The sequence below is a fragment of the Streptomyces sp. NPDC059169 genome, from assembly GCF_042755225.1.
In the GTDB taxonomy this organism is placed as follows: Bacteria; Actinomycetota; Actinomycetes; order Streptomycetales; family Streptomycetaceae; genus Streptomyces.
On record NZ_JBHZCF010000012.1, the window covers coordinates 61,981 to 88,154 of the forward strand.

Genomic DNA, 26,174 nt, shown 5'->3' on the forward strand with positions numbered 1-26,174 from the left:
GGGGTTCTCTTCCCCTGCGGCCCGCGGCGGCATGTTCCGGCCCGCCGGCCTATTCCTGGCTCCGGGGTCGCAGCCGCAGGCCGTGCATGCCGTTGTCCACGGCGAGCACCGTGCCCACCGAAGCGCTCGACAGCGGGCTCGCCAAGTAGGCGATGGCGCCCGCCACCTCATCGGCCGTCACCAGCCGACCCGTGGGCTGGAACGCGTCGAGCGCGGCGCGGGCAGCCACCGGATCCGCCGCCTGCTCCAGCGACCTGCCGATCCACGGGGTGTCCGCGGAGCCGGGGGCGACGCAGTTGACCCGGATGCCCTCGCGGGCGTGATCCGCCGCCATGGCCAGCGTCAGCGCGTACGTGGCCCCCTTGCTGGCCGAGTACAGTGCCCGCTGCTCCACCCCGGCCCACGCCACGATGGAGCAGGTGTTGACGATCGACGCGGCGGGTGAGCGCCGCAGGTGGGGTATCGCGTGCCGGGCGACCCGGACCATCCCGACCACGTTGACGTCCAAGACGCGCAGCCACTCGGCGTCACCGTTCGCGGTGACGTCCCCAACGGCGCCGATCCCGGCGTTGTTCACCAGGACGTCCAGCCTGCCGAACCGTTCGACCACGGCATCGACGGCCGCTTTGACCTGGACGTCGTCGGTGACGTCTGCCTGGACGCCCAGGATGCCGTCCGGGAGCCCCTCAGGCTTCAGATCAAGAGCGGCGACCCGGGCTCCCCTGCTGCTGAGCAGATTCGCCGTGGCCAGACCTATCCCCGACGCACCGCCGGTAACGATCGCCACCAGTCCTGCGAAGTCACTCATGAGTTCTCTCCAGTCCACTCGATGGTCAAGTCGGCCCGAGACGGCGATCGGGTTCAGGCCAGCACGTCGGCGATCATGTCGATGCCGAGGTCGATCTCCTCGCGGGTCACGACCAGCGGGGGTGCCACCCGGAGGTGTCCCTTGGCCTCCTTGCACAGCAAGCCGCGCTCGGCCAGCCCCTCGGTCACCCGGCGCCCGGCCACCCGCTCTTCGCTGAGCTGCACACCGGCCCACAGTCCGCGCCCACGAACCTCGGTGACGCCGTCCAGTTCGTTGAGACGGAAGTGCAGGTGCGCGCCGAGTTCGCGGGAGCGCTCCTGGAACTCCCCGGTGGCCAGCAGCCGCACGGTCGCGCGGCCGACCGCACACGCCAGCGGGTTGCCGCCGAAGGTCGAGCCGTGGTCGCCGGGCGTGATCACACCGAGGACATCCGCACGGCCGATCACCGCGGACAACGGCAGGAGTCCGCCGCTCAGACTCTTGCCCAGGGTGTACATGTCCGCCCGGACACCCTCGTGGTCCAGCGCCAGGGTCGTGCCGGCGCGGGCCAGTCCGCACTGGACCTCGTCGGCGACGAACAATGTGTCGGTCTCGTCGCAGAGTTCCCGGACCTCGGCGAGATACCCCTTCGGCGGGACGATCACGCCGGCCTCGCCCTGGATCGGTTCCAGCAGGACCGCCGCCGTGTTGTCGGTGATCGCCGAACGCAGCGCCTCGATGTCGCCGAACGGCACCACCGTGAAGCCGGGCGTGAACGGGCCGAAGCCGGCCTGGTGGTTCGGCTGCGTGGAGAACGACACGATGGTCGTGGTGCGGCCGTGGAAGTTCGCGCCCGCGACGATGATCTCGGCGGCTCCGTCGGGCACGCCCTTCACCTGGTAGGCCCACTTCCTGGCGATCTTCACCGCCGTGTCGACGGCCTCGCCGCCGGAGTTGGAGGGCAGGACCATCTCGGTGCCCGTCAGCTCGGCCAGTTCGCGGCAGAACGGCGCGTACTGGTCGTTGTGGAAGGCACGGGTGCTCAGCGTGAGCCGGTCAAGCTGTGCCTTCGCCGCGGCGACGAGGTCGGGGGGCTGGTGGCCGAAGTTGACTGCGGAGTAGCCCCCGTGGAAGTCGAGGTAGCGCCGGCCGTCCAGATCGGTCATCCAGGCGCCTTCCCCATGAGTGAGCACCACGGGGAAGGTCACGGAGTCATGAGCCCCCCAGCGCGCGGCAAGGTCCATGTGGTCCTGAGAGGAGAGGTCCACGGTCATGGCGATACTCCTTTTACAGGCTCCCTGACGGGGCCGTTGTCGTCGACAATCTGTGCCACATAGGGAAACTACGAACTCACCCGCGACGCACGCGTCCGCGGCAAACGCACCGCGACTACCCACTCCGATTACTCGCGGCGAATACGTGGTGTGCGCCGGGACGGACCGGCCGCGCAGAGAGTGAACCGACGCCCACCACCGTAAGCGAGATGTTCAGTCGCCGGAGAGAAATGTCAGCGGGATGTGTCCCCGGGTATGGCATTGCCGCGGACGCACATGGTGTCGCCGCGGTCATAAGGTCCTTCGTGGCGCGGCAGACCGGTCGTGTCGGCCCATCAACTCATGGTCCTATTACGGAGGTCACGTGTCTGCAGTGTCGACGATCGAGTGGACCGAAGAATTCGCCAGGGCTGTACGCAGACTCATTGACGTCTCCGTCGACGACTACTACAACCCGTACCGGACCTTTGACTGGCCCGAGACCATCACACCGGACGGTCTGTGGATGAGCCGGGAGCTGCTGTCCGTCTACGGCACCGCCGCGGAGAAGCAGCTGAGCCACGAACAGCTCGTGGAGCTCTCGCGCTGGGAGAGCGTCAACCTCTACAGCCTGATCGCCCACGGCATCAGGGAGCTGCTCATCGAGGTGATGCGTCGCATCCACACGCCCGGCTATGAGATCCCCACGCCGTACTTCCACCACTTCATCGGCGAAGAGAACGAGCACATGTGGTTCTTCGCCGAATTCTGCCTTCGCTATGCCGGCCGCATCTATCCGGACCGGCGGATGGTGTTCCCGACGGAAGAGCGGGCGCCGGAGATGAACAACTTCATCGTCTTCAGTCAGATCCTCATCTTCGAGCAGATCGGCGACTACTTCAACGCCCACATGGCGGCCGACGAGAAACTCCCTGACACGGTGCGGGCGGTCAACCGGATCCACCACCGCGATGAATCCCGGCACATCGCCTTCGGCGGCAAGCTCGTGAAGGCGCTGTTCGACGAGGTTCGCCGGACTCACTCCGCCGAGGAGGTCGAAGAAGTCGGCCGCTATCTGCGCGGCTACATCGACCTGATCATCCAGATGCTGTACAGCCGCGACGCCTACCAGGATGCCGGTATCCCAGACTCGGCGCGTTTCCGTGCCTCCGTCATGGCCGATCCGGCGAGGGCGCCGATCAATGCTCGCATCATCGAACGAACCAACAACTTCTACCGACGCATCGGCCTGTTCCACTGACGGGAGATCTCATGCCGACGTTTGTCGCCCCTGGAATCGCGGTCCTCGAATCCGAGGAAGCCGCCCTGTTCGACGCCCTTGAGGCCCGATTCCAGGACATCGCTCTCGCGCTGGGGGCCCGACCGGTGGCCGGCCCGGCCCTACTCCCCGAGGAGGACCTGGTACGCCTCGACTTCTTCCGCAACTTCCCCCACCTCGGGCTGCCCGTGGCCACGCTCACGGACCAGGCCCGCGGGGAACTGGCGCGCGGGGAGGTCACGACTCCGTCCCCCGAGCACCCTCTCGTCTCGACCGGCTGCTACCTGCCCACGGCGACCTGCTACGGCCTGCTGGCGTCGCGGCAGCGGCGGGACATCGAGACCCCCGAGGTCATCACGGGGATCGGTCGCTGCTTCAGGAACGAGGAACACTACGACGGCCTGCGGCGGCTCCGTGCCTTCCACATGCGCGAAGCACTGTACATCGGCAGCCAGGACGGTGTGGTGGACCACCTGAGCCGTTCGACCGAACTCGTCCTGGGACTGGCCGACCGGCTCGGAATCAAGATGCGCAAGGAGCCCGCCACCGACCCGTTCTACCTCGGTGACGGCGCGCGGTCGGTGCTCAACCAGCTGGACCCGGTGAAGTTCGAGTTCGTGTCGGACGACGGTACCGCCATCGCGTCGGTCAACCGCCACCGCAACTTCTTCGGTGAGCGCCTGAACATCTCCTTCGGGGGCGAGCCCGCCTACAGCGGGTGTCTGGCGTTCGGTGTGGAGCGCTGGGTCCATGCGCTCCTGCAGGTGCACGGCGACGCTCAGCGGGCGCTCGCCGCAGTCAACGAATCAGCAGCCTAGGAAGGTTGGACATGGAGGAAATCGTCACCTGGATCCGGTCCAAGAACCCGGATCTGGACGGAGAGATCGCCTACGACACCGATCTCATCGAATCCCGGCTCATCGCGTCGGTGTCGTTCATGGAGTTCATCGGTCTTCTGGAGGAACTCACCGGAAGGAGCATCGACGTCAGCAAGTTGAGCGTGGCCGACTTCCGCACCCTCGATCGGATCAACGACAACTTCTTCGCACCGGTGGCTTGACCCGCCGACCCGAACGAGAGGAAACGGAGGAGCGTCGTGCAACGTGAGCCCTGGGGCCGGCTGGTGCGCTCCCCCGGTGCCTCGCCGTGGCGGCCCGGGTCGGTGTGCGAAGGAAGGGGCGGGATCGTCGGGTCGAGCGCCGGGCCCGGACCCGACGGTCCGCACCGCACGGTGGAGCTGAGCGTCCGTGACTGACGTCTGGTACGTCGGCGTCGACCAGGTGCCCGAGTCGCTCGCCGTACTCCTGGACGGGCGCGACCGCGCCCGCCGTCGACGGATTCTGCGGCAGACGGACCGCAACCGCGCTCTGGCCGCATGGGTGCTGGCGCGACTCGTCCTCGGCGAGAAGCTGGGCCGGGATCCGGCGGGCTTGAGCTTCGACCGGACCTGCGCCCACTGCGGTGACCCGGGGCACGGGAAACCGGTCGTGGAGTCCGCCGACCCAGGTCTGGACTTCTCGCTCTCGCATGCCGGAGGGCTCGCCGTGGTCGCCGTCTCGGACCGGACCGTCGGGCTCGACATCGAGGACGCCTCGGCCGGGGTGCGGCCGCCGGCTGCGGCGCTGACGGAGCGGGAACGCGCGGTCTGCTCGGACTATGGCGACTTCGCACGGCTGTGGACGTGCAAGGAAGCCGTACTCAAGGCCGCCGGCAAGGGACTTCAGATCCATCCGTCGCGCCTGGAGGTCCTCGGCTCCACGCTGCGTGCGCTGCCCGAGGAACTCGGCCGCCCGGAGGACTACACGCTCCGGGACCTCCCGCTGCCCGCCCCGTACGTGGGCACGCTCGCGTTGCTCGGACCCGCGCCCGCTCCTTCCGTCCGCAGCGGCGCGGATCTCGTCGGGGCCGCCGCGCAGGTGTTCCCGTCGCCGCGCCCTCGCCCGCCCATACACCGGTAGCCGTCCGTGGACGCATCCATCGCGTGGTCGCACGAAAGCACCGCGGGACGCAGGGAGGAATCCCTGCGTCCCGTTTCCGTGTTCCTGCGGCTCGTTCCGCCCGGCGGCTCAGATCTTGCGGGCGACTCCGCCGTAAAGGGCGGCTTCGGGAGACCCGGCGGTCTGCCCCGTGGGATGCCATTGCGACGCCGGCACGACGCCGGGCGCGACCAATTCCCAATCGCCGAAGAAGCGAGCGACCTGTTCACGGGTCCGCGGATACATGTCCTCGAAAGCGCGCTTCAGTGTCTCCTCGTTGTTGGAGTCCCCCCAGGGAATGTCGCCTGCGATGTGGGAGACGACGAGATAGCTGCCCTGGGGCAGGGCTTCGCGCAGGGTTGCGGTGATCCGGACCGGATCCGCGCTTTCCGGCACGAAGTGCAGGACCGCGCCCAGCACACAGGCCACTGGACGGCCGGAACGGATCAGCGCCTGGACGGCCGGCCGGGCCAGCAGCTCGTCGGGGTTCTGGATGTCGCCCGGGGCGAAGTCGACTCTCTCCTGGCCGGCGATGAGTTCACGCGTGCGCCGCCCGACCGCGGGATCGATGTCGCAGTAGACGACGGAACCCGAAGGGGACTCCTGCAGGACGATCTCGTGCGTGTTCGGCGACACGGGGAAGCCGGAACCGATGTCGATGAACTGGTCGACGCCCTGCTGGGCCAGCCGGCGCACCCCTCGTGACAGAAAGGCGCGGTTCGCCTGCATCGTCGTCAGCAAGTCGGGTGCCTGCATACCGATCCAGGTGCCTGCCGCCCGGTCGGCCTCAAGACCGTTCTCGCCGCCTATGAAGTAGTCGTAGACCCGTGCGGCGTGCGCATCCGGGCGTTTCTCAAGGTTGTCGATGGTCATGGCTCGGCGTACTTCCCCTCGATTCCGTATGACGCTTTGGACCGCTGCCGAGGAAAGGGTGGCAGGGAGGGAGCCCACACCGGAATAAGCAGCGCGCTTAGACACGGAGACAAAAGATCAACACGATGTGCCCCGCACCTGAACTTGTCGCGGACGCGCACGGTGTCGGCGCGATCATAACGTGCTTCTCGGTGCGGCTCCCGTACCTCGTTCTGCACCGTCAACACCGAAGAAATGGGGGCGCTTCAATGCCGCTTCATCCCGTCGTTGAGGGCATCAGAAACTACCGTCTGGCAACCGGCTTCACCCCGCTCTACACCATGTCGGTGGAAGAGGCCCGGAAAGCGGACGCCGCGACGGAAGCCTCGGTCTGGGACTGGATCGAACAACCCGAGGAAATATTCGACATGGATATCGCCGGTCCGGCCGGACCGATGACGCTCAGGGTTTACCGCCCGCCGACCGAAAGTGAGGACCCGCTCCCCGTACTGGTCTATTTCTTCGGCGGCGGTTTCGCCGTCGGCTCCCTGGACACGTCCGAGGCGTTCTGCCGTGCGCTGTCCAGCATGGTTTCCTGCGTGGTCGTCTCCGTGAGCTACCGACTGGCGCCCGAGCACCCGTTCCCGGCAGCCATCGACGATTGCTACGCCGCCGTGACTTGGGTGGCGGAGAACGGGTCCCGGATCGGCGTCGACGGTTCACGCATCGCCGTCGCCGGGGACAGCAACGGCGGCACCCTGGCCGCAGCGGTCTCCCTGATGGCCAGGGACCAGGACGGACCGGGGATCAGCGCCCAGGTGCTCGTCTACCCGGCGATGCGCTACGGCTCGGAGACGGATTCCATGCGTGAGAACGTGGATCCGATGTTCTTCAACGGCCACTCGGTCCCCTGGTTCTGGGACCTCTACCTCGCCGATCCCGCCGACGGTGACTCGCCCTACGCCTCACCGCTCAACGCGACCGACCACGGTGGACTCCCCCCCGCACTCATGATCACGGCCGAGTTCTGCCCACTGCGCGACGAGGGCAACGCCTACGCGGAGGCACTCGCACGCGCCCAGGTTCCGGTGGAGCACCGCCAGTACGCGGATCTGCCGCACGGTTTCCTGTCGATGGCGAGCGTACTCGACGTTGCGCGGGAGGCACTGGACGGGATCGTCGCATTCCTGCGCCTGCGGCTGGGACTGAACGAACGGGGAAGTGAGCACAGTGGCACCTGAGACACCGGCGCCATCCGGGCCGGAAGACGGCCTGGCCGCCGTCGACCTCGCCATCGTCGGTGCCGGCCCCACCGGCCTGTACGGCGCGTACTACGCGGGCTTCCGCGGCCTGAGCACCGCGGTCGTCGACGCGCAGTCCGAACCGGGCGGCCAGGTGGCCGCGATGTATCCCGAGAAGCCGCTGTACGACATCGCCGCGCACCCCGCCGTCACCGGCCGCGAACTCATCGACAACCTGGTCCGCCAGGCGGCGCCCTTCGAACCCCGTTACCTGCTCGGCCATACGGCCACCACCCTGGAGGCGGACGGCACCCGCTGGATCCTCGGCACCGACCACGGTGCCCGGATACACGCCGGGGCCGTCCTCGTCGCTGCCGGTCTGGGCAGGGTCACCCCCCGCAAGCTGCCCTGTGCCGTTGCGTACGAGGGCCGAGGCGTCGTCTACCACGTACCGCGCCTGGAGGAGCACCGGGCCCGCGACGTGGTGATCACCGGCGGTGGGGACAGCGCGGTGGACTGGGCACTTGCGCTGGCCCCGATCGCCCGGTCGGTCACCATCGTCCATCGCCGGGCGTCCTTCCGCGCCCATGAGCACAGTGTGCGGCAGCTGTACCGCTCCCCCGTACGCGTCCTCACCGACGCCCAGGTGGTCGCCTGTTACGGAACCGGCCGCCTGGCCTCCGTGGACGTCCGCACCGAGAACGGCGGCACCCTGAACCTGTCGGCGCACACACTGATTACGGCACTGGGCTTCGTCACCAACCTCGGTCCCCTGGCCGGATGGGGGATGGAGCTGGAGTACCGTCAGATTCGCGTCGACGCCACCATGCGCACCAGCCTTCCCGGGGTGTACGCCGTCGGTGACGGGTGCACCTATACGGGCCGTGTTCCCCTCATCTCGGTCGGCTTCGGCGAGGCCGCCACCGCCGTCAACCACGCCGCCGTGGCACTGCGCCCCGGCGCCCGCCTCGCCCCCGGCCACTCCTCTGACGCCCATCCCGCACTGGTCCCTGCGTAGGAGCTGAGACAGCGTTGGTTTCGCACAAACTCACCCTGATGCCACATGGCCTGGAGGTCCTCCTCCCGGCCGGCGCACCGCTCACCGACCTGGAGAACGAGACCTCTCACCGGGTCATCCCCTTCGGATGCCAGTCGGGCGCCTGTGGCGCCTGCGTCATTGAGGTGTTGGACGGGTCCGACTCGCTCGGGGAGATGAACGCCGACGAGCAGGACTTCCTGGAGGACCTGGGACGGACAGGCGGTGCTTTCCGTCTCGCGTGCCAGTGCCGCCTCATGGACGCCGCGACCGTCCAGGTCGCGGCGGAACAGTAAGGACCCGGCGGGGCGGCGGCACGGGTTCCGCTCCGCCGCGTCGTTCTCCGCGGCACGGTCCGCCTCGTCCGTCCCGGCTCGCACGACCACACCACCTTCACGTCTGATCTTCTGCAAGCAGAGGAGTTTCCATGAGTCTGCTCGACTCGTCGACCCCCAGGGTGGCCACCACCGCACCGCCGGCGTCGCCGCCGGCCACGTCGTCCGACCCCCGGGAGACCATGCGGCGCCTGCCCCGGCTGCTGCAGCTCCCGGCCACGCTGTTCACCGGCAAGGCGCTGCCGGAGCAGCGCTCCCCGGGCTGGACACCCGGCTTCCACCTGGTCACCGCCACGGTTTCGCTGGTGCTGGGAACGCTGGTCAGCGTACTCGCCTACACCCTCGGCCACGGCCTGCTGCTACCTGTTGGCTGGGCGGTGACCCTGCACGGGATGCGCAACCTGCGCATGATGGTCTACCACCAGTGCTCGCACCGGAACATGTACCGTCGGCGGCGAGTGGACCGGGCCATCGGCCACGCCATCTCCAGCGTGCTCATCATCCAGAACTTCCAGCGCTACAGCCGGGAGCACGTCCGCGACCACCACGCGGCGCAGCACATGACGCTCAAGGACCCCACCGTCCAGGCGTTCCTGGTCAGCCTCCAGATGCATCCAGGCATGACACGCCGGCAGATGTGGCGCAGGCTGCTGCTGAAGCTCGTCTCGCCGCGGTTCCACTTCAGCTTTGCCGTGTCCCGCGTCCGCTCCTTCTGGAGCGAGTCGGCCCGCAGCGAGCGGAGGTCGGCGCTCCTGCTGTACGGCACGACCGTCACCGCCACCGTGCTCACCGGCACGTGGCAGGCCCTGCTCGTCGTCTGGTTCGTGCCGCTGTTCCCGTTGTTCCAGGTCAGCAACACCCTGCGACTGTGCGTCAAGCACACCTTCCCCGTGCCGGGCACCGCGATCCGACACGGCCGCCCGTACTTCTCCAGCCTGACCAACGCCATCTTCATCGGTGACGCGCTGCCCTCCCCGGACCTGCCCCTCGCCCGCCGCGCCGGCGCCTGGGCCCGCTGGACACTGCGCCTGGTCTTCCTGCACGCCCCGTCGCGCTACCTGGTCCTGACCGGTGACACCGTTGTCCACGATTTCCACCACCGCTACCCGGCCGCCCCCCAGTGGGCGGACTACATCTTCGCCCGGCAGCAGGACATCGATTCCGGACACCAAGGCTGGCCGCCCTACCACGAGGTCTGGGGGCTGATCCCGGCGATCTCCCACGTCTTCGACTCGCTGGCGTCCGCCGATGCCGAGGAGTTCGACGTGAAGCGGCTGAAGGCGGTCAGCAAGCGCGAGCTGTTCGCGGCCTTCGACGACTGACGCATGCGACCCGGACGATGAGGAGCTCCTGATGTCTTCGGTACCGAACCAGCTCACCCGCTCGACAGCCGCCCGCAAGGTCATCCTGGGCGTGGCGGCCAGCGACAGCCACGCCGTGGCCAACCACCTGATCGCCTTCTTTCTGCGCGGCCTCAGCTTCGACGTCGTCAACCTCGGCACCTGCACCTCCGTCGAGGAGTTCGCCGAGGCGTGCGTCCGCCATCCCGAGGCCGAGGCCGTCATCATCGGCAGCCTCAACGGCCACGTCCACGAGGACCTGCGCGGACTCGACCGGGCCAAGCAGTCCGGCCAGATCACCTGCCCCGTGATCGTCGGCGGCAACCTGTCGGTCGGCAGTCACAAGGACGGCTCCTCGCACGACCGCCTCTACGCTGCCGGCGTGGACCACATCCTGGTCGACCCGTCCGAACTCCCGGACATCCTGGACACGTTGCACGCCGAGCGCGAGCGCGCCGCGGCGGCTCTCGGTCTGGCGGCGTCATGAGCCTGACGTCGCTCCCGGCACTCGGCACTGAGTCGCGCCCCGACCCGACGGCGGGGGCTCTGCCGACGCCGGCCGAGTCCGCTGCGTACATCACCTCGCTCGGCAAGCCCACCGCTGCCGAGGTCCTCGACCGGTGTCGCGCGCAGGGCAGGGTGGCGATCCAGCCACGCTGCGGCGTTGGCGGGCACGAGGAGATGAAGGCCCTCCTCGCCACACTGGAAGCCGAGGTCGCGCCCGACATCCTGACCCTGACCATCGACTCGCACACCCGGCTGCTGCGCTTCGAGGAGGCGCTGCGCACCCTCAACCTCCGCCCCGCCGACCTCAACGGATACCCGATGGTGGCGCACGGCTGGCGGCGCGGTCGCGAGCTCAACGAGCTGATCGTGGCGCCGCTGGAGATACGGCACGGCTCACCGGACGCCCGCGTCCTGTTCGACGTGTCCGTGGCCTCCGGCGTCACCTCCTTCGAGGGCGGCGGAATCTCGTACAACCTGCCCTACTCGAAAGCCGTGCCGCTCGCCGCGTCCCTCGGCGCCTGGCAGGACGTGGACCGGCGATGCGGAGAACTCGCCGAGCACGGGGTGGTCATCGACCGTGAACTGTTCGGCACGCTCACCGCCGTACTCGTACCCCCCTCCATCAGCCTCGCCATCAGTGTCCTGGAAGCGGTGCTCGCCGCCCGCGCAGGTGTCCGCTGCATCTCCGTCGCCTATCCGCAAGGCGGCCATCTCGCCCAGGATGTCGCGGCCCTGCGGAGCATCCCCGTGCTGGCCGAGCGCTACCTCCCCGCTGGCAGCACCGTCCACGCGGTGCTCCACGAGTTCATGGGCGTCTTCCCCCGGCAGCGCGACAACGCGGAGGACCTGATCTTCTACGGCGCGCTGGTCGCCCGGCTCGGCGGCGCCTCCAAACTGATCACCAAGACCCACCAGGAGGCCTACGGGATCCCCGACACGACCGCGAACGTGGAGGGCCTGCGGCTCGCCGCCCGCGCCAACTCACCGCTCCTCGACTTCATCACCGTCGACGAGGACCAGGTGAGCCGGGAGATGGAGTGGATCCTCGACGAGGTCGCCGACCTCGTCGAGCCGCTCCTCAGACAGCCCGATCTGATCGGGGCGATCGTCGAGGCGTTCGCGGAGGGACGCCTCGACATCCCCTTCAGCGCCAGCCGGTACGCCCGCTCCGACCTCATCCCGCGACGCGACCGCTCCGGCGCCATCCGCTACCTGTCGACGGGGGCGCTGCCGTTCTCACCGGCCCATGTCCGCCGCAACACCGAGCTGCTGCAGGTGATCGACGGCCCGGAATCCGGCCTGGAGGGGTTGATGGGGGGCCTCACCAACGACATCAACCACTTCCGCCGCGTGTTCCAGGAGCAGGAGCCGTCCACCGCTCCGTCCCGTTCCACCCCCGCGCCCGTCTCCGCCCTCCACACCCCGCGAATCGAGGAACAGATCTGATGCGAGCCGTCCACGTCACCGAGGCCGGTGCCCCCTCCGCCCTCGCCCCGACGCAGCTCCCCGAACCGGTCGCCCGGCCCGGCCAGGCCGTCGTCCGCAACGCCGCCATCGGCCTCAACTTCATCGACGTCTACTACCGCAACGGCACTTATCCTGCCCCGTACCCGCTCGTCCCCGGCCAGGAGGCCGCCGGCGTCGTCACCGCCGTCGGCGAGGGCGTCGACGACGTCGCCCCGGGCGACCGCGTCGCCTATGCGACCCAGCTCGGCGCCTACGCCGAGTACACCGCTGTCCCCGTGGCCAAGCTGGTGCCCGTCCCCGAGACGGTGCCCCTCGAAGACGCGGCCGCCGTCCTGCTCCAGGGCCTCGCCGCGCACTACCTCAGCCACACCACCCACCCGGTAGCACCCGGCGAGACCGTCGTCGTCCTCGCCGGTGCCGGCGGACTGGGCCAGCTCCTCGTTCAGCTGGCCGCGCACCGCGGCGCAAACGTCGTCGCCGTCGCGTCCAGCAAGCAGAAACGGGAGACCGCCCTGGCTGCCGGCGCCCACCACGCCGTCCCCTACGAGGGGTTCGCGCAGGCCGTGCGTGAACTCACCGGCGGCAAGGGCGCACACGTGGTCTACGACTCGGTCGGCGCTGCCACCTTCGAGACCAGCGTCAGGGCCCTTCGCCGGCGCGGCACCCTCGTCGTCTGCGGCCTGTCCAGCGGCCCCGTCCCGCCCATCGACGTGGAACTGCTGCGTACCTCCGGGTCGCTCTACCTGACCCGTCCCACACTCGCCGACCACGTGCCGGACGCACCGTCCCTGCGGGCCGCGGCCGCCGACCTGTTCCGCTACGTCGCCCAGGGCGTCGTACGCCCGGACGTGCGGGCGCGGCTGCCGCTGGCCGAAGCGGCTCGGGCCCACGAGCTGCTCGAAGGCCGCGGTACCACCGGCAAGGTGCTGCTCACGCCATGAACGTGGACACCGCAACGCGCGCGAGTGCTGTGACGAGCCCGAACGCGGGCGTGGGAACGGGCGCCGTCGCCCGCCCGGGCATCGGCGTGGTCCCGGCGCCGGCGCTGATGCTGATCGGCATGGTCAGCACCCAGCTGGGCGCCGCCTTCGCCAAGCACCTGTTCGGCACGGCCGGCCCGGCAACGGTGACCCTGATGCGGCTCGGCTTCTCCGCCCTGGTGCTCCTGCTGTGGTGGCGGCCCTCCGTGCGCCTCGACCGGCGTACGGCGGGCGCCGTGGCCGCCCTCGGCGTGGCCATCGCGGGCATGAACATCTGCTTCTACCTCGCCATGGCCCGGATGCCGGTAGGGGTGGCGCTCACCGTCGGCATGGCGGGACCGCTCGCGGTCGCGGGCCTGTCCTCGCGCCGGGCCGGCGACCGGCTGTGGATCGTGCTCGCGGCCTCCGGCATCGCGCTCCTCGGCTGGCAGGGTGGCGCGGCGGGGCTCACCGGCCTGCTGATCGCCCTCGCCTGTGCCGTCTTCTGGGGCTCGTACGTGCCGCTGTCAGCCAGGGTGGGGGCGGTACTGCCCGGCGGGGGGCTTGCGCTCGCCATGGCCTTCGGCACTCTGTGCTCCCTGCCGGCCGGGCTCGCGGAGGGGGCTCAGGCGCTCGCCCGTCCCGAGGTGCTCGCCTTCGGCTTCGGTGTCGCGATGCTGTCCTCGCTCGTCCCGTACACCTGCGAGATGGAGACCCTGCGCCGGGTGTCCACCCTGGTCTTCGGCGTGCTGCTCAGCCTGGAACCGGCGATCGGCGCCCTGGTCGCCCTGGTCGTCCTGCGCGAGACCCTCTCCCCGGCCCAGGTGACGGGCCTTGTCGCGGTCGTGGCCGCCTCGATCGGCGTCATCCGCGGCTCCCCCGCCCCCGACCCGGCCCTCACATCCTCTCCCACCCTCAGCGAAGGAACCCGGAAGTCATGATCTCCACTGGCACGAACGCAGCCCTCGCAGGCCGTCCGGAGGGTCTGGAGCAGCTCAGGAGCCTCCTGGACACGGCCCTGTGCGCGCTCGGCGACGCCGCTCTCAAGCGGAACGGCCCGGTGGCACCCGGCGGGCCCGAGGCGGCCGTCGCCGCGGTGCGCGAGGTGCTGGGCGGCGGGCGCTTCCTCGCCGACGAGCCCAGCGCACAGCGGGTGCAGGCGCTCTTCGAGGCGTACGCGACGTGGTCCGTCGACCTCACCCACCCCTCGGCCGTGGCCCGGATGCAGTGCGCGCCCACCGCCGCGTCCGCCGCCGCCGAACTGCTCGCCGCCACGCTCAACCAGTCCCTGCACGCCTGGGAGAGCGGCCCGTTCGCGCTGGAACTGGAGCGGCGGCTCATCCAGGAGATGGCCTCCTGGATCGGCTTCGACGCGCAGGCCGACGGGACGCTGACGCCCGGCGGCTCCATCTCGAACCTGATGGGCCTGCTGTTCAGCCGGGACCGTGCGCTGAAGGACACCGGAGAGGTGTCGGCGACGGGGCTCGCGGGGCGACCGGTCCGCCCCCGGATCCTGTGCTCCGAGGCCGCTCACTTCTCGGTCGCGCGGGCCGCCGGTTTCCTGGGGCTCGGCCGGTCCGCCGTGATGAAGGTGCCGGTGGACGACCGGGGTCGGATGCTCGCCGCCGAAGCCCGCCGGATCGTCGAGGGCTTCGACGCCGACGAGGTCCCCGTCGCCGTCGTCGCCACGGCCGGTACCACGGACCATGGCTCCTTCGACCCGCTGCCCGAACTGGCGGACCTCGCCGCCGAATACGGGATCTGGCTGCACGTCGACGCCGCGTACGGCATCGGCGCGCTGTTCTCGCCGAGGCTGGCCCCGCTCCTGGACGGCCTCGACCGGGCCGACTCGATCGCCTTCGACCTGCACAAGTTCGGCTGGACCCCGGCCTCTTCGAGCGTGATCGTGGTCCGTGACCGCAAGCACATGGAGTGCCTTGACGAACAGGCCGTCTACCTGAACCCGTCCGACGACGAGACGTTCGGCTTCACGTCCCTGCTCGGCACCTCGCTCCAGACCACCCGCCGCTCCGACGCCTTCAAGATGGCCGCCACGCTCCTCACGGTCGGCCGGGAGGGCATGGGCGACTGGGTGGACACCTGCCACGAGCTGGCGCGCTACGCCGCGAGCCGGATCGCGGCCACCGACGGCCTGGAGCTCGTGGCGGAGCCGCTGCTCACCACGGTCATCTTCCGCTGTACTGCCGAGGACGGGACCACGGCGGCGGACGAGAGCGCCTTCAACGCGGCGCTCCGCCGCAAGCTGATGACAGACGGCCGCGCGCTGCTCGCCCGTACGAAGATCGCGGGACCGGACGGCACACCGCGGGTCCATCTGAAGCTGGTCTTCCTCAATCCGACAACGACCGAGGCCGACGTCGACGCCCTGCTCACGGACGTCACCGCCATGGCCCGGGAGCTCGGGCGGCAGGAGACGGCGGAGCGTTAGCGGCACACGGACGGGGCCGCGCCGGAAGGCAGGGCCGGCACCGGACGCATCGCCGGCCGGTCCTGTTCACCACCGCCCGGTCGCGGTCACCAACCGCGGTACGTGCACGACGCGGAAGCCCCGGAGGTCGTAGACCTGCGGGGCTTTCCGGTGCAGGGGGTCGCCGGCGGGACCCGCCGCCGGACGATCAGGCCGTGCGGTCGCGGACAAGGGCGGCGAGCCGTGCGAGACCCTCCTCGATCCGTTCGGGGGTGAGCACGCTGAAGGAGAGGCGGATCTGGTGCGTACCTCCGCCCTGGGGATAGAAGTAGCGCATCGGGGTCCACAGCACCCCGAACCGGCTCGCCGAGTACTCGAGCATCGCGGCGTCGGCTTCGAAGGGCAGGGAGACCACCGCGAACATGCCACCGCCCGGAACGTTCCATGTCGTTCGGCGACGCGAGCCGTCGTCCGGAGCGGGGAAGTGCCTGTCCAGACCCGCCAGGACCGCGGCGAGGTTGCGGCGGTAGATCTCCGCCTCGCGCTCGGTGGCCCTGGTCATGCTGCAGTCGTTCGCCAGCAGCTTTCCGCCGATCACGGCCTGGGAGACGGTCGACGTGTTCAGCGTGAGCATGCTCTTGAGCTTGGCGAGCTGGTCGGCCAGCAGCGGGCCCTCGCCTGCGCCGGTGCCCGTGACCGGTTGGTCGGCGACCAGATAGCCGACGCGAGCACCCGGGAAGGCCGTCTTGGCGAACGAGCCTACGTAGACCACGCGTTGAGCGGTGTCCAGCGACTTGAGCGAGGGCGGGCGCCGGCCGTCGGCGTTGAACAGGGAGTACGGGTTGTCCTCGATGATCAGGACGTCCTCCCGCTCCGCCACGTCGAGGAGCCGCCGGCGGTCGGCGAGGCTCATGCTGAGCCCACTGGGATTGGCGAAGTCCGGCACCACGTAGCAGGCGCGCGGATTCAATCCCCGCCGCCGGGCCCGGCCTATCTGTGTCACCAGGTCCTCGACGTCGATGCCCCCGTCGCCCTCCGCGACGGGCAGGACCGGCATGTCCATCAGGCGCGCCGCCCCGAGGAAACCCACGTAGGTTGGTGCCGGAGCCAGGATGACGTCCTCGCTGCCCGTACACAGGGCGCGCAGCAGCAGGATCATCGCCTCCTGGCAACCGGTGGTCACCACGACGGACTCGGGGACGACGCGCACCCCCTCGTCGGCGGCCAGGTGCCGCACCAGGAGGTCCGTCAGCAGCCCTTTGGTGTGTCCGTACTGGAAGAGCGCTGTCCGTACCTGGTCGGGGTCGAGGCCGCGTTCCACTTCGAGATACTTGCGGAACCGCTCCAGGTGGTCGTGGATCTGCAGCGGATCGTAGAACTCCTCGTAGGGCCGCCCGGCCGCGAAGGAGACGGCCTCCGGGAATCGCCCCGTGATCTCGTTGAGGAGCGTCATGGAGCTCAGTACCGGGTCGGACAAGGAGCCGTGCAGATCCTCCAGTCGCAACGTGGCACCGCTGGCAAGGCCTGTGCTCATGATGGGATCCTCCGGGGAGTCGTCTCGAGGGAGTAGGAGGCGGCCAAATGCCGTATGTCCCGCTCGACTTCCGCCGTGGTCGCTCCGGCGAACGCGAATTTGCCGGCGGTGGGGAAAACCGTGATGTCGTCGTTGAGCGTCTGGCCGATGTTGGGAGTGTCGGACAGCACCACGGACTCCGGGCACGTGTCGAGGCCCCGGATGCGCCTGACCACGCAGGGATCGCTCTCCGGCAGTGCCGAGTACAGCCAGCCGGAGGCGCCGACGCCCTCGTGGTCCAGGATGCCGGTGACGGCCCCGACCTCGGACGCCAGGCCCATGCAGGCGAGGACGGATTCGCGGACCAGATCGACGCCGTAGGCCGCGCGGATGGAGTCGCTGATGTAGGCGCCGCCGAAGCGGTTGCCGACCTCGAGGAAGACCAGTTCGTCGTCGGGGGTGAGAAACAGCTCCAGGTGGAAGGTGCTGTTGTGCAGCCCCAGTGATTTCAGCACGCGTGCGGTGAAATCGGTGATCTGTGCCAACGTCGAGGCGTCGTCGAAGGTGACGGCCGAGAGATGCTGCTCGCCGTTTTGGAAGGTCAGGCAATCGCCGATGTATCGGGAGGCGCTGATGAAACGGATCTCGTCATCGCGCACCACTCCGTCGACGTGGCAGACGTCGCCTTCGATGAACTCCTCGACCTCGTGATCGTCGGGGATCCCGTGGGCCCGGGCGTGCGCGAGGAAGTCCGTTCCGTCGCGGAAGACCAGGATGCCGAAGCTACCGGCCTGCCGTTGCGGCTTGAGCACGATCCGACCCGGCACCGCCTCGGCGATCTTCTCGAGGTCGGCGTACGGAGTGCTCGCGTCCACCGCCCAGAACGCGGGGACGCGTATGCCGCCGCTCCGCATGGCCTTCTTCATCCGGACCTTGTCACGGCAGAGCAGTGCGGTGTCGGTGTCGACTCCCTGCACACCGAAGTGGTCGCGCAGGCGCGCCGCGGGCAGAGTGACCTGTTCGTACATGGCGACGACGGCGGTCGGCGTGCCGAGTTCCGTGGCGAACTCCTCGACCAGACGGATCATCTGGTCAAGGGCCCGGTCGTAGTCTTCGAAGTCCAGTGTGTGTGGCACGTCGAGAACGCCGATGCGGGCGAACCGCTCCCGCGCCGCGTGTGACATGCGCTCGGCGACATGCCGGTGCACCAGCAGGGACACCTGGTGCTCGCCGAACTCGATCGAGTCGATGTGTTGCTCGGCGAAACCGATATGGACTACATGGCTGCGCGTGGTGTCCACGGCACTTGCCTCCTTCGGGTGTCCACGTGTCACGAGGGGGAGGGGACGAGGTCGGCGCGGCCGTGGTCGAGGGCGGTACGTACCGTCCTCACCACCCGCTCCGCGGTGAGGTCATAGTGGTTGACGAGGTGTTCGTGGTTGCCGACCGTGTCGACGAACTGATCCGGCATGCCGAGTCGCAGCACTCTCGTGGGCACCGTCTCCGCCAGCGCTTCGGCCACTGCGCCACCGAGACCGCCGCCGCGCCAGTGCTCCTCCAGCGTCACTACGAGCGAGGCCGGTCGGGCGGCCGCCACCAGCGTCTGCGTGTCGAACGGCCGCAGGGTGTGCATGTTCAGCACGGTCGCCTCGACCCCTCGTGCGGCCAGGACTTCCGCCGCGGCGAGGCAGGCGAGCACGGGGTACGGACCACAGCTCGCGAGCACCACGTCGCCGCCCTGCCGCAGCGTCTGCGCCTTCCCGATGACCGGCGGCGGGGCCGCGGGCAGGTCCGGCGTCGGTTTGCGGCCGAGTCGGACGTACAGGGGTCCGGGCAGGTCGAGGCTCTGCTCGACGAACGCCTCCGTGGCGGCGGCGTCGGCGGGCACCACCACGGTCATCCCTGGTAGTACACGCATCACGGCCAGATCCTCCAGGGCCTGGTGCGTCGGACCGAGATGGCCCGCGGCGAGACCGCCATGGGTGGCCATGACGCGGACCGGCAACCGGTTGTAGGCGATGTCGATCTTGATGGCCTCCAGCGCCCGGGACGTGGCGAAGGCGGCCATCGTGTTGACGAAGGGGACCCGCCCGCACGCCGCCATCCCGGCGGCGATGCCCATCAGGTTGTGCTCGGCGATGCCGAGGTTGAGGTACTGCTCGCCCGCCGCCTCGGCATACGCGGAGTTGAACAGGCCGGTGTCGGAGTCCAGGCACATCAGCTCGGGATGCCGCTGCAACAGCGGCACCAGACTGTCCCGGTACGCCTCCCGGGTCGCGCGGCTCATCCCGTTGCCTCCGTGTCTCGCAGTGCGCGGACCGCACGCGCGTGGTTGCGCGCCGACAGCGTCACGTAGTGGCTGACAGGGCGGCCCGCGAGGAATGGCAGTCCGTGGCCCTTCACCGTGCGGGCGATCAGCACGCTCGGCTTGCCCGGCTCCCACGGCGCAGCGCTCAGGTGCTCCGCCAGCCGGTCCGGGTCGTGGCCGTCCGCGTCGCGGACCGCCCAGCCGAAACTGCGCCAGCGATCGGCCAGCGGTTCCATCGGCGCGATGCCGTCGGTGGAACCGGTCAGCTGCAGACCGTTGCGGTCCACCACCACGACCAGCCGGTCGAGGCGGAGCGACGCGGCCGCGATGGCCGCCTCCCAGACCGAGCCCTCCTGGAGCTCGCCGTCGCCGAGCAGGACGAAGGTGCGCGCGTCCCGTCCGGCGTACCGGGCGGCGAGCGCGAAGCCGCAGCCCAGCGCGAGTCCGTGGCCCAGCGATCCGGTCGGCAACTCCACACCGGGCACCGCGCGCACCGGATGGCCCATCAGTCGGGAGCCGGGGCGGCCGTATCCGGCGAGCTCCTCCACCGGGAGGAAGCCGCGTTCGGCCAGCGTCGCGTAGAGGCCGACGGCGGCGTGGCCCTTGCTGAGCAGGAAGCGGTCGCGGTCCGGGTCGTCCGGCTGCAGCGGATCCACGTTCAGCACCGAGAAGTACAGCGCGGCGAGCACGTCGGCGCAGGAGAGCGCACCGCCGAGATGGCCGCCTTCGGGCCCCGCGCACATGTCGACGACATGGGAGCGGATACGTGCGGCGACCGTGCCCAGGGTGTCCCTTTCCAGGACCGGGGTGACGGTCATGAGGCCGCCTTCGCGAGCGTGGCCACCATGTCCCTGCTCGCCCACACCTTCTCGAAGGCGTCCGCGTACATGCCGAGCAGTTCGCCGGCCGCCGGGTGGAGGTGACGCTTCTGGATGGTCAGGGAGTCGGCGATGACCGCCCGGGTCACCGGGTAGCTCGCACCCGCGACCGTTCCGGGGGCACCGGTCACGGACCACGGGTAGCCCGAGCCGAAGCCAACGCGTTCCACGAACACGTTCTGGTCGGGCAGCGGCATGAGCTGGTACTGCGACACCGGTACGCCCTCGGCGCGCAGCAGTCGTCGCAGCGCCGAGCGCAGCGCCTCCGGCCGCACCCCGTCGAGGCCGAACGCGGCCGGGTCGAACCGGAAGCGCAGGATGTGCCAGGCGTGGGTGGTGTCCGGCAGCGCGGTGGGCACCTGCAGGCCGGGCAGCCGTGCGAGCCGCGCGAGGAACTCGGTGACGTTGTGCTGCCGCGCGCGCTCGTAGTCGTCGTACCGGCCGAGCTGCGCGTTGGTGAACGCGGCCTGGAGGGCGTTCATCTTGTAGTTCCAGCCCAGGCCGTAGGACACGTAGTCGCGCTCGCGGCCGGCCTCGATCACCTCGCCGAACTGTCTGCCGCGGCGCACCGCCTCGGCCAGGTCGGCGTCGCGGGTCACGAGCAGGCCGCCCTCGCCGCAGGTCGGTATGTTCTTGCTGACCTGGAGGCTGAAGGTCCCCGCATCGCCGATCCCGCCGACCGGCCGCCCGCGGTGGGTGGCCCCGGGAGCCTGTGCGGCGTCCTCGAGCACCGCGAGGTCGTACCTGCGCGCGATCGCCGTGATCCGGTCCATGTCGGCGGGCGCGCCGTGCAGGTGCACGGGGATGATCGCCTTGGTCCGGGGTGTGATCCGGCGCTCCACGTCGTCCGGGTCGATGTTGAAGGTGACCGGATCGATGTCGGCGAAGACCGGAACGGCCATCTGGTGCACGGGGGCGAGACCGGTCGCGATGAAACTGAGCGCCGGCACGATCACCTCGTCACCTGGTCCGACGCCGAGCGCGGCGAGTGCCAGGGCCAGGGCCGCGGTGCCGTTGGACACCGCGACACAGTGCTCGAAACCGAAACGGCGGGCCCAGTTCTCCTCCAAGTCGGACACCGGATTCACTCCGTCGGTGTCGGACACCAGCCGTGCGCCGTCGAGCGCGTCGAGGACGGCCTTGCGGTCCTCTTCCTCGACCAACGGCCATGGCACACGGCGCCGGTCTCTCGGCACGGCCGCCGTGCCGCCGAACGCTGCCAGCTTGCTCATCACTCTCCACTCCACAGGGCCACGATGGTCGAAATGTGTGCGGTCACAGCCGCACCGCCGCCGCTCCGACGGCGGCGACCGCACGCTCGTACGCGCCGCGCAGCGTCCTGGCGTGGTGCGTGATGTCGGAGGCGGCCGCGCTCGGGTCCGCCAGTCCGTGTGCACCGGTGAACCGCAATCCGGTCCACGCGTGTGCGACGGCTTCGACCGCGCGTCCCGCTCCGGCGAGCGCCGGGTCGTCCCATGCGCGGCCGCAGCGGCGCAGCAGCTCGCCGTGGAGCGACGCCTGCGCCTGCATGGCCCAACCGAACGGGTACAGCTCGCGCAGCGAGCCGGCGTCCCCGGCCCTGCACCGCTCCAGCAGTTCCGCGGCGAACGCGTCGTATCCGGAGAGACCGGTACGGGCGGAGCCGGCCGTGGTGAAGCCGTCGACGTCGGTTCGCAGGTAGCCGCCGAGCAATTCGGGCGTCAACGGCGCCGGCGGGGTGCCGAGGCGGACGTCGAGGCAGCGCCGACCGATCCGTGAGTCGCTGAAGAACGCGTCCTGGACGTCGGTCGGGTTGGCCGAACCCCAGCTCAGCAGGAACTTCTCGATCGGGACGGCACCTCGGAACGCGGGCGGCATGGCGTCCGAGACGTAGACCACCCCCCGGGTCTCGTCGAGGCCGTAGACCACCACCAGGTGCGCGGCGTGCACGTCTCCGTACGCGGGCCGGAACGGCAGGTGGAAATTGTCCACGGCGGCGATGACCAGACGGTCGTCGGCCAGCGCCGCACGCATCTCTCGCCAGACGTCGTTCTCGTCGGAGGGCTGCCACCAGCGCGCGTGCAGGTCGTGGTGGGGTGCCAGCGCGGCGCCGAGGTCGATGTCACCGGATTCGTCGGTGGGGCACGGGTAGTAGAACTCCTCTGACCTGACGTCACCCGGCAGGTGCAGGAACCGCCACCCTGCGCCGAGTACGGCCAGCGGGTCGGCGCCCTCCCGTATCAGGACCGAACCGAACGTCGACTGGAGGCAGCTGACGAGGTCGCGGTACCACCACTCGGGTTCCGGACCGGTGATCATGTAGGTCCTTGTCGTCACGTCGACGGCCATGTCAGGTCTCCGTCCGCTGGAGGGTGACCGCGAAGATATGCACCGCGACGTTGCGGGGCAGCAGGATGCCGGTGAGGCCGGCTCGCCGGGTGACCGGCACCCGCTGCGCCCACATCACTGCTGGAACACCTCGTTGCACGTGGTGCGGGTAGTGCATGACGAGGCTCTCGAACGCCTTGACCTCGCCGAACCACGCGGGTGCCGCCCAGAAGTCGGAGACCCGCAGCGGTTCCGTGTCGACCGAGCCGTCTGCGAAGCTCAGCTCGGCGGTGTCCTCGCAGCGCCGTTCGGACGCCGCCAGAACATGGATCCAGTCGTAGCGGCCCTCGGGGACACGGATGAACTGTCCGGCGCAGCGGACGTTGTCCGGCCCGTCGCAGACCGGTGGAAATTCGAAGGGCACACCGTCCACGTGGACGAGGCTCCCGCCGACGGGCAGATATTCGGCCGCGAACGAATTTCTCCATACATTGAACGCGCCCGCTCCGGTCTCCGTCGCCGCGGAGATAGCCGTGTTGTTGCGATGACCGGAAATGTCGACCGGTTCGTACATGCTTGTTCTGACACTCACTGAAACACCGCCTTACATTCCAAACCTAGCCCGGTCGTCCAGACCCTTCGTCCGCGCGGTAACTACCCTGAATAGCCGAATCCCCGTCAGGCGCATCCGCCGGGTAATCATGTCGACTATTCCGGTCCGAGCGGTCATGGCCGCAGCGCGAAGGCGCGCAGCTTCTCGTAGTACGGCTGGTGGTAATCGCGGTAGGCGCTCAACACCGGGTCCGCCGCGACCGTCTCGGCTCCGGCGCTCCCGTTCCGGGTGAAGCCGGTGGTCTCACTGGTCGACCGGTGCCACTTGCTGGTCGATCGCCATTCGGACCGCATGCCCGACTCCCAACTCAGGGCGTCCGGAAGGAAGGGGATGCCCACCGCCGCGCAGTACGCCCGCACCGTCTCGGCCGGCCGGTCAAGCAGGTCGTCGCTGTCGATCACCACCGGCGTGGTGCCGGTGGCGGCCTGTACCGCGGTGAAGATCTCGTGCAGGCGGACGAAGCCGATCTCGTCGCGGCCGAGGTCCGGGTTGAGCGCATGGTGCGATGCGATGGCCTCGGCCGGGTCGCGGACGATGAAGGTGTGCGTCGCGGCCGAGAGGAACTCCTCGTCGGCGAGGAGCGCCGGGTAGTGGAAGTCCGTGGTGTCCTTGAAGAACACCGGTTTCTCGGCCGCGGTGGCACGCAGCGCCGCGAGCACCTCCCGCTCGTTGCGCGCGATCCGGTCGCCGACCTCCACCTCGCCGAAGTCGACCACGCGGGACAGCGGTTCGTGTACGACGACCCGGTCGTCCCGCTCCGTCATCATCCGTGCGAACGCGGTGGAGCGGCAGCGTGGTGCGCTCCACAGGGCGAGCACCGGGATCCGCTCCGATTCGTGGCCCATATTTGCCCCTCTTCATCTGCCGGCAGCGAACTATTGCGGCAAGTATTCGAAACCACTCAAGAGTGGCACGGCGACCTCCGGAGCCAGGTAATCAGAATTCGCAGCAGCAGCGAGAGGAGCCAACGCTCTGAGCACCCGTGCATAAACTTCCCGCGGACGCACCCGGTGCCGGCTAGCGCGTAATTTCCTTTCTACGAGGAAGGCCGGTCATGCCGTCCGACCAACCAGTGATTCCAAAACGGAGGTCACGTGACAGCGACACCGGAGCGCCCAGGTGACCGCAGGATCGCGGTGCTCGCCAGCAGGGTCGGCGCGGACGAGAAGAGGTTGTTCGACGCGTTCGACCGGCGAGGCGTCCCCTTCGACCATGTCGACACGCGCCAGCAGTGGTTCCTGGCCGGTCAGCGCGACCAGCCCTGGAGTCTCGCACTGAACCGGGAGATCGGTCAGGTCCGCGCGGCGTACGCGGCCCGCTGCCTCACCGCCACGGGGGTCGACGTGGTCAACAGCGCGGACGCGACCGAGGTGTGCGGCGACAAATGGCGCACCACCGTGGCCCTGGAGGCGGCCGGGGTACCGACTCCGCGCACCGCGCTCGCCCTCACCCCGCAGGCCGCGCTGGCCGCCCTGGACTCCATCGGCTACCCGGCAGTGATCAAACCGCTGGTCGGCTCATGGGGACGGCTTGTGGTCCAGTTGCCCGACAGGGCCAGTGCGGAAGGGGTGCTGGAGTACGCCGCCGCGCTGCCCGGCCCACAGTCGCACCTCGGGTACGTGCAGGAGTTGATCCGGAAGCCCGGCCGGGACATCAGGGTGATCGTGGTCGGTGGCCAAGTGCTGGGCGCCGTCTACCGGACCGGCGAGTCCCTACGCACCAATGTGGCACTCGGCGGGCAGACCCTGCCGTGCGAGGTGACACCGGAGATCGACAAGCTCTCCCTCAACGCGGCCGCCGCCGTCGGCGCCGACATCGCCGGGGTCGATCTGATCGAGGACCGCGACGGCCGACTGCTGGCCCTGGAGGTCAATCACCGGGTCGAGTTCTCCGGTTTCCAATCCGCGCTCGCCGACCGTGTCGACGTCGCGGACCACATCGTCGACCACCTACTGGAACGAGTGCAACGATGAACTGGGCGTTCACTTCTTCCGGCACCGTCACCGAGACGTACGCCGCCGGACTGCTGCGCGAGATGCTGGAGATCCCCTCCTCTTCCTACCAGGAACGCGAGCTGGCCGACTACCTGGCCGAAGCGATGTCGGGCCTGGGCTTCCGGACGCACATCGACGGCGTGGGCAACGTGATCGGCGTGATCGAGCGCGGCGACGGCCCGACCGTGATGCTCCTCGGGCACCTGGACACCGTCTCGGGCCAGTTCCCGGTCCGCTCCGAGGACGGCCGACTCTACGGCCGCGGCGCGGTGGACGCGAAGGGACCGCTCGCGGCGATGATCTGTGCCGCGGCCGGCGCGGTGGACTTCCCCGGCCGGATCGTGGTGGTCGGCGTGGTCGAGGAGGAGACCCCTCGCTCGCGTGGCGCGATGGCGATCCGCGCGACCCACGCCCCGCCCGACGCGCTGATCATCGGCGAGCCCAGTGGCTGGTCGAGCGTTGTACTCGGCTACAAGGGCAAGCTGGACCTGCGCTACACCGTCAAGTGTCCCGCTACCCACCCGAGCAACCCGGTGCCCAAGGCGTCCGAACTGGCCGTCGCCTGCTGGGACACGCTGGTCGATCTGCTCGGGCCGGACGCGAGCCACGGCGTGTTCGACCAGCCGGGTGCGACCCTGTGCCGGCTCAACGCCGATCTGACCGCGGCGTCGGCGGACCTCAGCATCCGCATTCCCCCGGGATTCGACGTCGACAAGCTGGTGAGCGGGTTGCGTGACCGACTGCCGGCCGGTCACCTCGACGTGGTGAACGCGGTGGCAGCCTGCCGGGTGGGCCGGGCCGACCCGGTGGTGCGCGCGCTGGTGTCCGGCATCCGGCAACTGCACGCCCGGCCACGCCTCGTGGTGAAGACGGCCACATCGGACATGAACACCCTCGCCGAGGTCTGGGACATCCCGATGGCGACCTACGGCCCGGGCGACAGCAGCCTCGACCACACCGACGACGAGCACATCGTGCTCTCGGACTACCTGCGCGGCATCGACGTACTGACCACCTCCATCTCGGAGTTGGCTCGCGTGCCCGTGCGCTCGGACGACCGGGTGGCCGACGCACCGCTGCCCGTGAGGAGTCTCAGGTGAC

26 protein-coding genes are annotated in these 26,174 nt (G+C 69.5%); 15 read left to right on the forward strand and 11 right to left on the reverse strand.

Going from position 1 to position 26,174, the window contains the following annotated elements; all coding sequences use genetic code 11:
* Window positions 1-49: 49 nt before the first annotated feature.
* Together ACFXOM_RS22320 and rocD are read right to left on the reverse strand one after the other, a co-directional pair.
* A complete protein-coding gene (locus tag ACFXOM_RS22320) occupies window positions 50-808 on the reverse strand; it encodes an SDR family NAD(P)-dependent oxidoreductase (protein WP_384939931.1) in 759 nt (252 codons plus the stop codon).
* A gap of 53 nt (window positions 809-861) precedes the next feature.
* Entirely contained in the window at window positions 862-2,061 is a 1,200-nt protein-coding gene (gene rocD, locus ACFXOM_RS22325) for an ornithine--oxo-acid transaminase (RefSeq protein ID WP_384939933.1), read from the reverse strand.
* A gap of 364 nt (window positions 2,062-2,425) precedes the next feature.
* Here rocD and ACFXOM_RS22330 point away from each other — a divergent pair, with 364 nt between their 5' ends.
* From ACFXOM_RS22330 to ACFXOM_RS22345, 4 genes are all read left to right on the forward strand, one after another.
* Window positions 2,426-3,301, forward strand: a complete 876-nt coding sequence (locus tag ACFXOM_RS22330) for a diiron oxygenase (RefSeq protein ID WP_384939935.1) — start codon at window positions 2,426-2,428, stop codon at window positions 3,299-3,301.
* Between the two features lie 11 nt (window positions 3,302-3,312).
* Window positions 3,313-4,137: an aminoacyl--tRNA ligase-related protein gene (locus tag ACFXOM_RS22335; RefSeq protein ID WP_384939937.1), complete on the forward strand. Its 825-nt coding sequence runs from the start codon at window positions 3,313-3,315 to the stop codon at window positions 4,135-4,137.
* Window positions 4,138-4,148: 11 nt separating this feature from the next.
* Window positions 4,149-4,379, forward strand: coding sequence for an acyl carrier protein (locus tag ACFXOM_RS22340; protein WP_384939939.1), 231 nt, complete (start codon window positions 4,149-4,151; stop codon window positions 4,377-4,379).
* A gap of 187 nt (window positions 4,380-4,566) precedes the next feature.
* Window positions 4,567-5,277: a 4'-phosphopantetheinyl transferase family protein gene (locus tag ACFXOM_RS22345; protein ID WP_385038964.1), complete on the forward strand. Its 711-nt coding sequence runs from the start codon at window positions 4,567-4,569 to the stop codon at window positions 5,275-5,277.
* A gap of 108 nt (window positions 5,278-5,385) precedes the next feature.
* Here ACFXOM_RS22345 and ACFXOM_RS22350 read toward each other — a convergent pair whose 3' ends face one another.
* Complete coding sequence (locus tag ACFXOM_RS22350; protein WP_385038966.1) at window positions 5,386-6,168, reverse strand: SAM-dependent methyltransferase; 783 nt, start codon at window positions 6,166-6,168, stop codon at window positions 5,386-5,388.
* 248 nt (window positions 6,169-6,416) lie between these two features.
* Between ACFXOM_RS22350 and ACFXOM_RS22355 the strand changes: the two genes are divergently transcribed.
* The 9 genes from ACFXOM_RS22355 (at window position 6,417) to ACFXOM_RS22395 (ending at window position 15,481) form a co-directional block, all read left to right on the forward strand.
* Complete coding sequence (locus ACFXOM_RS22355) at window positions 6,417-7,388, forward strand: alpha/beta hydrolase (RefSeq protein ID WP_384944152.1); 972 nt, start codon at window positions 6,417-6,419, stop codon at window positions 7,386-7,388.
* The gene (locus ACFXOM_RS22360) at window positions 7,369-8,406 is read left to right on the forward strand and encodes an NAD(P)/FAD-dependent oxidoreductase (RefSeq protein WP_384944154.1); all 1,038 of its coding nucleotides are present in this window, start codon (window positions 7,369-7,371) and stop codon (window positions 8,404-8,406) included. Before ACFXOM_RS22355 ends, ACFXOM_RS22360 begins: the two co-directional genes overlap by 20 nt.
* A 38-nt stretch (window positions 8,407-8,444) precedes the next feature.
* Window positions 8,445-8,720, forward strand: coding sequence for a 2Fe-2S iron-sulfur cluster-binding protein (locus ACFXOM_RS22365; protein ID WP_384939948.1), 276 nt, complete (start codon window positions 8,445-8,447; stop codon window positions 8,718-8,720).
* Between the two features lie 131 nt (window positions 8,721-8,851).
* Entirely contained in the window at window positions 8,852-10,081 is a 1,230-nt protein-coding gene (locus ACFXOM_RS22370; protein WP_384939950.1) for a fatty acid desaturase, read from the forward strand.
* A gap of 31 nt (window positions 10,082-10,112) precedes the next feature.
* Window positions 10,113-10,586 (forward strand): cobalamin-dependent protein, encoded by a 474-nt coding sequence (locus ACFXOM_RS22375; protein WP_385038969.1) that lies wholly within the window; start codon window positions 10,113-10,115, stop codon window positions 10,584-10,586.
* Window positions 10,583-12,052, forward strand: a complete 1,470-nt coding sequence (locus tag ACFXOM_RS22380) for a methylaspartate mutase (protein ID WP_384944158.1) — start codon at window positions 10,583-10,585, stop codon at window positions 12,050-12,052. Before ACFXOM_RS22375 ends, ACFXOM_RS22380 begins: the two co-directional genes overlap by 4 nt.
* A complete protein-coding gene (locus tag ACFXOM_RS22385) occupies window positions 12,052-13,014 on the forward strand; it encodes a quinone oxidoreductase family protein (RefSeq protein WP_384939955.1) in 963 nt (320 codons plus the stop codon). The genes ACFXOM_RS22380 and ACFXOM_RS22385 overlap by 1 nt, the downstream gene beginning before the upstream one ends.
* Complete coding sequence (locus ACFXOM_RS22390) at window positions 13,011-13,973, forward strand: DMT family transporter (RefSeq protein WP_384939957.1); 963 nt, start codon at window positions 13,011-13,013, stop codon at window positions 13,971-13,973. Before ACFXOM_RS22385 ends, ACFXOM_RS22390 begins: the two co-directional genes overlap by 4 nt.
* Window positions 13,970-15,481 carry a pyridoxal phosphate-dependent decarboxylase family protein gene (locus ACFXOM_RS22395; RefSeq protein WP_384939959.1) on the forward strand — a complete coding sequence of 504 codons (1,512 nt, stop codon included), beginning with the start codon at window positions 13,970-13,972 and terminating at the stop codon, window positions 15,479-15,481. The genes ACFXOM_RS22390 and ACFXOM_RS22395 overlap by 4 nt, the downstream gene beginning before the upstream one ends.
* Before the next feature lie 187 nt (window positions 15,482-15,668).
* Here ACFXOM_RS22395 and ACFXOM_RS22400 read toward each other — a convergent pair whose 3' ends face one another.
* The 8 genes from ACFXOM_RS22400 to ACFXOM_RS22435 all read right to left on the reverse strand — a co-directional run bounded on the left by ACFXOM_RS22400 (window position 15,669) and on the right by ACFXOM_RS22435 (window position 23,924).
* Entirely contained in the window at window positions 15,669-16,994 is a 1,326-nt protein-coding gene (locus tag ACFXOM_RS22400) for a PLP-dependent aminotransferase family protein (protein ID WP_385038972.1), read from the reverse strand.
* Window positions 16,991-18,274, reverse strand: a complete 1,284-nt coding sequence (locus tag ACFXOM_RS22405; RefSeq protein WP_384939963.1) for an acetyl-CoA carboxylase biotin carboxylase subunit family protein — start codon at window positions 18,272-18,274, stop codon at window positions 16,991-16,993. Before ACFXOM_RS22405 ends, ACFXOM_RS22400 begins: the two co-directional genes overlap by 4 nt.
* Before the next feature lie 29 nt (window positions 18,275-18,303).
* Window positions 18,304-19,260, reverse strand: a complete 957-nt coding sequence (locus ACFXOM_RS22410) for a transketolase family protein (protein WP_384939965.1) — start codon at window positions 19,258-19,260, stop codon at window positions 18,304-18,306.
* The gene (locus ACFXOM_RS22415) at window positions 19,257-20,099 is read right to left on the reverse strand and encodes a transketolase (RefSeq protein ID WP_384939966.1); all 843 of its coding nucleotides are present in this window, start codon (window positions 20,097-20,099) and stop codon (window positions 19,257-19,259) included. The genes ACFXOM_RS22410 and ACFXOM_RS22415 overlap by 4 nt, the downstream gene beginning before the upstream one ends.
* Window positions 20,096-21,391, reverse strand: a complete 1,296-nt coding sequence (locus ACFXOM_RS22420; RefSeq protein WP_384939968.1) for a DegT/DnrJ/EryC1/StrS family aminotransferase — start codon at window positions 21,389-21,391, stop codon at window positions 20,096-20,098. Before ACFXOM_RS22420 ends, ACFXOM_RS22415 begins: the two co-directional genes overlap by 4 nt.
* Window positions 21,392-21,434: 43 nt before the next feature.
* Window positions 21,435-22,487, reverse strand: a complete 1,053-nt coding sequence (locus tag ACFXOM_RS22425; RefSeq protein WP_384939970.1) for a BtrH N-terminal domain-containing protein — start codon at window positions 22,485-22,487, stop codon at window positions 21,435-21,437.
* A gap of 1 nt (window position 22,488) precedes the next feature.
* Window positions 22,489-23,058 (reverse strand): hypothetical protein, encoded by a 570-nt coding sequence (locus tag ACFXOM_RS22430; protein WP_384939972.1) that lies wholly within the window; start codon window positions 23,056-23,058, stop codon window positions 22,489-22,491.
* A gap of 134 nt (window positions 23,059-23,192) precedes the next feature.
* Window positions 23,193-23,924 (reverse strand): sulfotransferase family protein, encoded by a 732-nt coding sequence (locus ACFXOM_RS22435; protein ID WP_384944167.1) that lies wholly within the window; start codon window positions 23,922-23,924, stop codon window positions 23,193-23,195.
* Between the two features lie 249 nt (window positions 23,925-24,173).
* On the opposite strand from ACFXOM_RS22435, the gene lysX reads away from it, so the two are divergent.
* Complete coding sequence (gene lysX, locus ACFXOM_RS22440) at window positions 24,174-25,052, forward strand: lysine biosynthesis protein LysX (RefSeq protein WP_384939975.1); 879 nt, start codon at window positions 24,174-24,176, stop codon at window positions 25,050-25,052.
* Window positions 25,049-26,173 carry a M20/M25/M40 family metallo-hydrolase gene (locus ACFXOM_RS22445; RefSeq protein ID WP_385038975.1) on the forward strand — a complete coding sequence of 375 codons (1,125 nt, stop codon included), beginning with the start codon at window positions 25,049-25,051 and terminating at the stop codon, window positions 26,171-26,173. The genes lysX and ACFXOM_RS22445 overlap by 4 nt, the downstream gene beginning before the upstream one ends.
* Window position 26,174 lies beyond the last annotated feature (1 nt).